General features: G+C 73.8%; 1 protein-coding gene. It reads right to left on the reverse strand.

What is annotated here, in order from left to right; all coding sequences use genetic code 11:
- On the reverse strand, window positions 1–642 hold a 642-nt coding region (locus ACEN88_RS33605; RefSeq protein ID WP_413346675.1), incomplete at both ends, for a hypothetical protein.

Genomic DNA, 642 nt, shown 5'->3' on the forward strand with positions numbered 1-642 from the left:
GTACTGCGTGGCGCTGGTGCGCCACGTGCCGCTTATCGGCGGCGCAGGCGGCGCGGCGGGGACGGCCTGCAGCTCGAACGCTTCCAGCAGCAGCGGGTCCGGGGCCGATTTCGACGGGCCGCCCAGGACCTGCGCGTCGACCGTCAGCTTGTGCGGTCCCAGCGCCGTCTTCGGGACGGGCGCGGTGCTCGTGAAATGCACCAGCACGTCCTGCACAGGACCGCCCGGCCACTCGGCCGTCAGCGGCGACAGGTTCGGCGGCCCATCGGGCGGGATCACCACCGACATCGCGTTCGATGTGGGCGAGCGGCCCGGCAGCAGGGCGCGGTCCGGGTCCGGATGTGCCCACGCGATGGCGCGGTACCACACTTTTTTCCAGGAGCCGTCCGGCTGGTCGGCGCCGGTCGCATCGGCCAGCGCGGCGGCATCGTCTTCCAGGCCGTGCACGGTCCAGCCCCCGCCGCCCGCTTCGATGGTGGCGACGGGCGGGCCCATGGTGTCCAGTTCCATCGCGGCCGCTTCGACCCGCGTGCGGAACAGCTGGTAGCGCGCGACGCGGGCGCCGGGCTGGCTCGCGAGGTCCACGTGCACCGCGAACTTCGGCGTCGCGGCCGGCTGGTCGACGCGGCGGATCTCCAGCCG

Source organism: Massilia sp. CT11-108, from assembly GCF_047302915.1.
Classification (GTDB): domain Bacteria; phylum Pseudomonadota; class Gammaproteobacteria; order Burkholderiales; family Burkholderiaceae_D; genus Telluria; species Telluria orientalis.